This window comes from Microbacterium sp. P2_F9, from assembly GCF_056403635.1.
The window spans coordinates 1-7,665 of sequence record NZ_JBFUFC010000187.1; the positions used below are offsets into that span (position 1 = coordinate 1).

Annotated in this window: 7 protein-coding genes; 2 read left to right on the forward strand and 5 right to left on the reverse strand. The window is 69.5% G+C overall.

The genetic code is table 11. The features are described from left to right. A partial coding sequence (locus AC1DVT_RS16055) for a DUF8185 domain-containing protein (RefSeq protein ID WP_477389993.1) occupies nucleotides 1-329 on the forward strand: 329 nt, incomplete at its 5' end. A gap of 22 nt (nucleotides 330-351) precedes the next feature. On the opposite strand, the gene AC1DVT_RS16060 is transcribed toward AC1DVT_RS16055, so the two are convergent. After that, nucleotides 352-1,458: an ABC transporter permease gene (locus AC1DVT_RS16060; RefSeq protein ID WP_477389994.1), complete on the reverse strand. Its 1,107-nt coding sequence runs from the start codon at nucleotides 1,456-1,458 to the stop codon at nucleotides 352-354. A gap of 68 nt (nucleotides 1,459-1,526) precedes the next feature. Between AC1DVT_RS16060 and AC1DVT_RS16065 the strand changes: the two genes are divergently transcribed. Continuing rightward, nucleotides 1,527-2,105 (forward strand): TetR/AcrR family transcriptional regulator, encoded by a 579-nt coding sequence (locus AC1DVT_RS16065; protein ID WP_477389995.1) that lies wholly within the window; start codon nucleotides 1,527-1,529, stop codon nucleotides 2,103-2,105. Nucleotides 2,106-2,114: 9 nt separating this feature from the next. On the opposite strand, the gene AC1DVT_RS16070 is transcribed toward AC1DVT_RS16065, so the two are convergent. The 4 genes from AC1DVT_RS16070 to pepN form a co-directional block, all read right to left on the reverse strand. Continuing rightward, nucleotides 2,115-3,779, reverse strand: coding sequence for an FAD-binding dehydrogenase (locus tag AC1DVT_RS16070; RefSeq protein WP_477389996.1), 1,665 nt, complete (start codon nucleotides 3,777-3,779; stop codon nucleotides 2,115-2,117). Nucleotides 3,780-3,863: 84 nt separating this feature from the next. Beyond that, nucleotides 3,864-4,391 carry a globin gene (locus AC1DVT_RS16075; protein WP_477389997.1) on the reverse strand — a complete coding sequence of 176 codons (528 nt, stop codon included), beginning with the start codon at nucleotides 4,389-4,391 and terminating at the stop codon, nucleotides 3,864-3,866. Next, a complete protein-coding gene (locus AC1DVT_RS16080; RefSeq protein ID WP_477389998.1) occupies nucleotides 4,388-5,473 on the reverse strand; it encodes a mechanosensitive ion channel family protein in 1,086 nt (361 codons plus the stop codon). The genes AC1DVT_RS16075 and AC1DVT_RS16080 overlap by 4 nt, the downstream gene beginning before the upstream one ends. A 67-nt stretch (nucleotides 5,474-5,540) precedes the next feature. Next, on the reverse strand, nucleotides 5,541-7,665 hold a 2,125-nt coding region (gene pepN / locus AC1DVT_RS16085; RefSeq protein ID WP_477389999.1), incomplete at its 5' end, for an aminopeptidase N.

The window sequence follows — 7,665 nt, forward strand, 5'->3', positions numbered from 1 at the left end:
CGTCGATCCCGGCATCCGTCCTCGCCGCCCGCGCGCAGTGGGGGATCGCGGCGGCCGCCGAGGCGCTGCCCCAGGAACCAGGCGAGGATGTCGTGCGGACTGTGCGCGCGGCCGTGTGGGGTCCGCCGGACGACGCGCTCGACGGCCTCCCGCTCGGCACGGCATTCGCCGCCTTCGCGCTCGGCTTCATCGTGGGCGAAGAGGATGCCCGGGTCCTCGTCAGCGGGGCGTGGACGCGGGTGTCGCTCATGCGGGGCCACATCATCGTCCGGGGCCCGGCACGGGTGGGGCTCACCCCGGTCCGGTCGACCGGACCGGCGAACGGCTAGCCCTGTCCCGTTCCGAGCCGGATCAGGCGGGTTCGAGCTGCTCCTCGGGCACGTGCATGTCCGGCTGATCGCGATAGTGGCCGACGAGGGCGAGGAACACGCCGACGACGGTCCAGGCAATGAGGATCAGCCATTGCGCGGCGGTCGCGGCATCCGGGAAGTAACTCAGCGAGCGAAGCAGATTGGATGCCGCGCCGGGGACGAAGTACTGCCCGATCTGCCCCCAGGGCTCGGGGAGGAACTGCACGGGTACCGCGGCGGCGGACAGGGGGTTCGCGAACAGGACAGTGATTGCTGCTGCGATGCCGAGCCCGACCCGACCGAACAGGGCGTTCATGCCGATGATGAACGCGGCGGTCGCTGTCATCCCGAGGCCGAGGGCCGCTGCGTTGAGGACCCACACACCTTGCAGAAGTCCGAACCAGGTCTGCAGGATGAGCGCTGCGAAGGTACCGGCGAGGACGCCGAAGACGGCGAGGGCGACGAGTCGGCGGACCGCTCCCGCCACCAGGAGCGAGAGCAGGATACCRCCGAGCATTCCGCCGAGGACGAGCGGGAAGCTCGCGGCGGCGATCCCGGCACCGGTCGGGTCGGATTCGGCGAGGGGCACGACATCCGTCACGGTGACCTTCGGGGGCTGTGCGCCCGCCGCGTCGCCGGAAGGCAGCGTCGGCCGCTCTCCCGCGGCGAGGGCCTTGCCGATCGCCTCGAGTTGAGCGGTGAGCGCCGCCTGCATGCCGGTGTCAATCTGGGACTGAAGTTGCGTCGCGACGCCCCGCAGCGCCTGCGCGGCGACGGGGCTCGCGCCTGTGGCGACGAGCACCTCCGGTCCTTCGAGCAGGATCGCGCCGTAGATCTCGCGGTGCTCGATGCGGTCGACGGCGTCGTCGCGTGAACTGACGTCGACGAGCTCGAGAGGCGCGGGATCCTGCTCGGCGAGCGCTTCCGTGAGCGCGGCGACGCGATCCTCGGGGCCGCTCACTCCCACGGGGAGGTTTTTCGGGCTCGATGTCGCAGCCGGCCAGATGAAGGCGGTGATCAGGATCGCGACGACGAGCGACCCGACGAGCCCGAAGACGATGGCGAAGCGCCAGCGCGTGCGGGGATGTGCTGAGGCGGACGTGGACATCGTGGCTCCTCTGGAAACAGAATGGATATTCTCTTTGGAGAGACTAACAGAACGGCTATTCTCTTTCCGTGCCCAGAGTGAGCGACGAATACCGCCAGGCGCGACGAGACGAGATCGCGCGGGCCGCACTGCGAGTGCTGGAACGCAAGGGCGTGCGCGACACCTCGATCGCCGACATCGTCGCAGAGTCGGGCCTTTCGACCGGCGCGATCTATTCGCACTTCACGAACAAGGGCGAATTGGCGCGCTACATCATCGCCGAGTTCATCTACCCCCGGCTCGACGCCATCGCGGCGGAGACCGCGGTGCGCAGTCCGCGGCAGATCGTCGAGCTCATGCTCGCAGCCATCACCGAGAACGACATCGACCCCGCTGTCATCCTCCAGTTCTGGGCGGAGGGATCCGTCCCCGGCGAGATCCGAGACGAATTGCTCCGCACGATCGTGGGGCTGCGCGGTGCGCTCGCGACAGCGCTCCTGCCGTGGGCGCGCACGCAGTCGTCTGATGAGGCGGAGGCTCGCGACCTCGCCCACGTCCGCACCCTCGACGTCGCCGCCGTCGCGCAGGGGTTCATCGCCAACGAAGCGATCTTCGGCCGGCGCGAGCCGAGTGACTACCTGGAGGCCGTCACGCAGATCCTTGCGTGATCCGCGCGGCTAGACCGCGGCGGCCGCAGCCCGGCCGGCGGTGCGGCCCGAGAAGAGGCATCCGCCGACGAAGGTGCCCTCGAGCGCCCGGTAGCCGTGGATTCCGCCCCCGCCGAAGCCGCTGGCCTCGCCCGCGGCGTACAGCCCGGGAACCGGCTCGCCGCCGGGCGCCAGGGCCCGAGCGGCGAGGTCGGTCTCGATGCCGCCGAGCGACTTGCGGGTCAGCACGTGCAGCTTCACCGCGATGAGCGGACCGGATTTCGGGTCGAGGATGCGGTGCGGCGCGGCAGTGCGGATGAGCTGGTCGCCGCGGTAGGCGCGCGCGGAGCGCAGCATCGCGATCTGCGCGTCCTTGGTGAAGTCGTTGTCGATCTCGCGGTCGCGGGCCTCGACCTCCAGGCGCACGCGCTCGGCATCGAGGGCATCGCCGCCAGGGAGCGCCTGCATGCCGGCGATGAGCTCGTCGAGGGTGTCCCGCACGATGAAGTCCGCGCCCTGGTCCATGAACGCCTGCACCGGCGCCCCCGCCCCCTTGCCAAGCCGCGTCTTGGCCAGCAGCCGCACATCCTTGCCGGTGAGGTCGGGGTTCTGCTCGCTGCCGGAGAGCGTGAACTCCTTCTCGATGATCTTCTGCGACAGCACGAACCAGGAGTGGTCGTGCCCGGTCTGGCGCAGGTGCGCGAGGGTGCCGAGCGTGTCGAAGCCCGGGTAGAGCGGCACCGGCAGGCGCTTGCCGGTCGCGTCGAGCCAGATCGACGACGGGCCGGGGAGGATTCGGATGCCGTGATCCGGCCAGATCGGATCCCAGTTCTGGATGCCCTCGACGTAGTGCCACATGCGGTCGCCGTTGATCAGGCGCGCGCCGGCATCTTCGGAGACCGCCAGCATCGAGCCGTCGACGTAGGCGGGGACGCCGGTGATCATGGTTTCGGGCGCAGTGCCCAGCCGTGCCGGCCACGCCTTGCGCACGAGATCGTGGTTGCCGCCGATCCCGCCCGAGGAGACGATGGTCGCCGACGCGGTGATCTCGAACGATCCCACGACGTCGCGCGACGACGCGTAACCGCGCGACGCGCCGGACGGTGAAAGGACATCTCCGGCAGCGCCCGAGACGGCGCCGGCGACGGTCGTGAGGGCCGTCACACGGTGGCGGGGGAGGATCGTGACCCGGCCCGTGGCCTCACCGGCCTCGACCTCGGCCTGGAACGGCGCCACGAGGCCGGGTCCGGTGCCCCACGTGATGTGGAAGCGCGGGACGGAGTTGCCCGGGCCGATGGCGCCGTAGCCGCCGCGCTCGGCCCAGCCCACGACCGGGAAGAAGCCGACGCCCTTCTCGCGGAGCCAGGCGCGCTTCTCGCCGTGCGCGAACTGCAGGTAGGCCTCGGCCCAGCGGCGCGGCCAGGCGTCCTCCTCGCGGTCGAACCCCGCGTTGCCGAACCAGTCCTGCCGTGCGAGGTCGAGCGAATCCTTGATGCCCATCCGGCGCTGCTCCGGCGAGTCCACGAAGAAGAGCCCGCCGAACGACCACCATGCCTGCCCGCCGAGGTTGGTGCGCGGCTCCTGATCGACGATCACGACGCTCTTGCCGGCGGCGGCGGCCTCGCTCGCGGCGACGAGCCCGGCCAGGCCCCACCCGATCACGAGGATGTCAGCGGTGTGGGTGGTGGTGGTCATGGGACGACTCCTTCGTCGTGAGGGGGGATGGTCGAGGGGGATTACCGTGCGGGGGGTGGTCGGGCGGGGGAGAGAGCGGGAGCGTCAGGAGGCGGGTCGATCCGCGCCCTGGCCGAACGCGTCCGATTGCACGACCGGAAGGGATGCCGCGGCACGGCCGTCTGCGGCCGGCCCGATGCCGGTCGGCTCGAAGGTGTTGACCATGGCGAACGCCGCTCGCTGCAGGTAGTCCCACAGCGTCRCATCGGGGAGCGGGGGGAGTTCGAGCGCGTCCACTGCGGTGCGCATGTGCGCGAGCCAGCGATCGCGGGCGTCCGGGTTCACATGGAACGCGGCGTGGCGCATCCGCAGGCGCGGGTGGCCACGCTCCTCGCCGTAGGTGGTCGGGCCGCCCCAGTACTGCTCGAGGAACGTCGTCAGACGGTGCTTCGCCGGACCGAGATCCTGCTCCGGGTACATCGGGCGCAGCACGTCGTCGTCGGCGACGCCGGCGTAGAACAGATCCACGAGGCGCACGAAGGTGTCATGCCCACCGATCTCGTCGTAGAAGGCCAGGGGAGCGGCCGCCGGATCGAGTGGCCGCGAAGCGGCTGTACCGAGATCATCCGTCATTTCGAGTCTCCAGGCGAGGACTGGTTGCCATCCGCGGCGGGCTGAGCGCGCTTGCCGGTGCGCTTCGGCTTCCAGACCGGCCGCTCCGGCGGCGCCGCCACCGGGTTCGGCTTGGTCTTCGGCGGGTTCGCCCCGCGCACCCGCTGGGCTCCCTCGAGTCCGCTGAGCGTGATGGAGTTGAGCTGCGGCAGGGTCAGTCCGAGTTCGTCGATGGCGTTCTTGAGCCGCATGCGAAGCTCGCGCGCGACGTCGTCCTTCGCGTTCGCGCGCGTCTTCATGACGAGCCGGATGACGAGGGCGTCGCCCGACACGGATTCGAGACCCCACACCTCGGGCTTCTCCAGCACGCGAGAGCGCCACTTCGGGTCGTGCGCGAGATCGCTGGCAGCCTGCATCATCGCGCCTTCGACCTCGCCGATGTCGGCGTCCGCACCGACGGCGAGGTCGATGATGACGCGCGCCCAGCCCTGCGACATGTTGCCGATGCGAGTGACCTCGCCGTTGCGGACGTACCAGAGCGTGCCATTCACATCGCGCACGTGGGTGACGCGGACGCTCACGTACTCCACCACACCGGTCGCCAGCCCCAGGTCGACCACGTCGCCGATGCCCACCTGGTCCTCGGCGACGATGAAGATGCCGTTCAGGACGTCCTTGACGATGTTCTGCGCGCCGAAGCCGAGGCCGGCGCCGATCGCCGCGGACAGCAGAGTGAGCGAGCCGAGGGCGGTCGGGGCGAGCGTGGAGACGATCAGGACGAGCGCGATGATCACGATCGTCACGTTGACGATGTTGCCGAGGATCGAGCCGAGGGTGCGCGTGCGCTGCACGACGCGGACCGCCGCGAGCGGCGAGCGTTCGAGCGCCTGGGTGTCGTCGACCTTGGCCTTGCTCTTCGCGCCCGTCACGATGCGGTTCACGACGCGCCGGATCACGAGCTTGAAGATCCAGCTGAGGATGAAGGCGCCGATGATGATGCCGGCGACGCTGAGGATGTTCAGCCCCACGTCGGCGAGCACATTCACGACCGACTCCCACCAGCTTGCTGGCTCGGGGAATACGACGCTCGGGGCGATGTTCATCTCGGCACGATCCTAAATGAGGGATGCCTTGGCCCGACCTGCGCGGTGGGCCAAGGCATCCGATCGACTACTGCGCGTCGCGCTCCTGGACGGCGAGCGCGCGCTCGACGCCGGCGAGGTTCTCGGTGACCAGGCGACGCAGCGCGGGCGCAGCGTCCTTGTTGGCGGCGAGCCAGGCGCGGGTGGCGTCCTGCAGCCCCTTGTTCGCGAGCGCCGAGGGATAGAGACCCACGATGAGGTACTGCGCGATCTGGTAGGTGCGCGAGTTCCAGATCGGGAGCAGGCTCTCGAAGAACTGTGGAACGAATGCGTCGAGGAACTCGACGCCGGCCGGGTGGCCGAACCCTGCGGCGGTCGCACGGACGATCGTGTTGGGCAGATCGTCCTTGGTGATGAGCGAATCCCACGCAGCCTGCTTCGCGGCCGGCGACGGCAGGGCCGCCTTGGCCTGCGCGGCGAACTCCCCGCCCTTGGCGGTGTTGTCCGCCGCGAGCGACTCGTCGATCTGCTGCTCGGTGGCAAGCCCTCCGGCGGCGAGCGAGACGAGCAGCTGCCACGAGAGGTCGGTGTCGATCTCGAGTCCATCGAGCGTGCGGTCACCCGCGCGCAGGGCGCGCACCTGCTCCCACTGGGCGGAGGTCGAGGCCGCGCTCGCGAAGGCCGTGACGAGCTGCAGCTGGCTGTCGCTGCCGGCTTTCGCGGCCTGAGCCAGCTCCCACAGCGCCGAGGCCACGCGCTCGCGCGCGGCCGACCGCTTCTCCGGCGAGACATACGAGTTCGCGGCGAGCTGCAGCTGTCCGAGCGTCGTGCGCACCGTGGTCGACTCGGTCTCTGCGCCGATGTTGCGCAGCACGAGGTCGATGTAGTCGCTGGCGGATGCCTCGGCATCCCGCGTCTGATCCCACGCGGCACCCCACACCAGCGAGCGGGCGAGGGGATCGCTGATCTGCGCGAGGCGCTCGATCGCGGTGCGCAGCGAGACGGCGTCGAGGCGGATCTTCGCGTAGGCGAGGTCTTCGTCGTTGAGCAGCACGAGGTCGGGGCGGGGGAGGCCCGCGAGCTGCGGGACGACGGTGAGGTCGCCGTCGACGTCGAGTTCGACGTCGTGCACGCGGACGAGGCGGTCGCCCTGGGTGCTGTAGAAGCCGACCCCGAGGCGGTGCGGCCGGATCGTCGGGTAGTCCGCCGGCGCGGTCTGGACGATCGCGAACCGGGTGATCTTCCCGTCCGCGTCGGTCGTGATCTCCGGCGACAGGGTGTTGACGCCCGCCGTCTCGAGCCACTTCTTCGACCACGTGGACAGTTCGCGCCCGCTGGTCTTCTCGAGCTCGGTGAGAAGGTCGCTCAGCTCCGTGTTGCTCCACTCGTGCGTGCGGAAGTAGGCGCCGACTCCGGCGAAGAACTCGTCGATGCCCACCCACGCGGCGAGCTGCTTGAGCACCGAGCCGCCCTTGGCGTACGTGATGCCGTCGAAGTTCACCTGCACGTCTTCGAGATCGTTGATCTCAGCGACGACGGGGTGGGTCGAGGGGAGCTGATCCTGCCGGTAGGCCCAGGTCTTCTCCATCGCGTTGAACGTCGTCCACGCTTCGGTCCACTCGGTCGCCTCGGCCGTGGCGATCGTGGAGGCCCACTCGGCGAACGACTCGTTCAGCCAGAGCCCGTTCCACCACTTCATCGTGACGAGATCGCCGAACCACATATGCGCGAGCTCGTGCAGGATCGTGACGACGCGACGCTCCTTGACGGCATCGGTCACCTTGCTGCGGAAGACGTACGTCTCGGTGAACGTGACGGCTCCGGCGTTCTCCATCGCCMCGGCGTTGAACTCGGGGACGAAGAGCTGGTCGTACTTCGCGAACGGGTAGGGGTACCCGAACTTCTCCTCGAAGTACGCGAAGCCCTTCCGCGTGATGTCGAAGACGTAGTCGGTGTCGAGGTGCTGMCAGAGGCTCTTGCGCGCGTAGACGCCGAGCGGGATGACCCGGCCGGAGGCGCTGGTCAGCTCCGAGGTGGTCGACTCGTACGGGCCGGCGACGATCGCCGTGATGTACGAGGAGATGCGGGGAGTGGGTTCGAACGTCCAGGTCGCCGATCCGTCGCCGTGCTTCTTGGGCGCAGGGGTGGGGGAGTTCGACACGACCTGCCACGGCTCGGGAGCCGTGACGGTGAACTGGAAGGTGGCCTTCAGG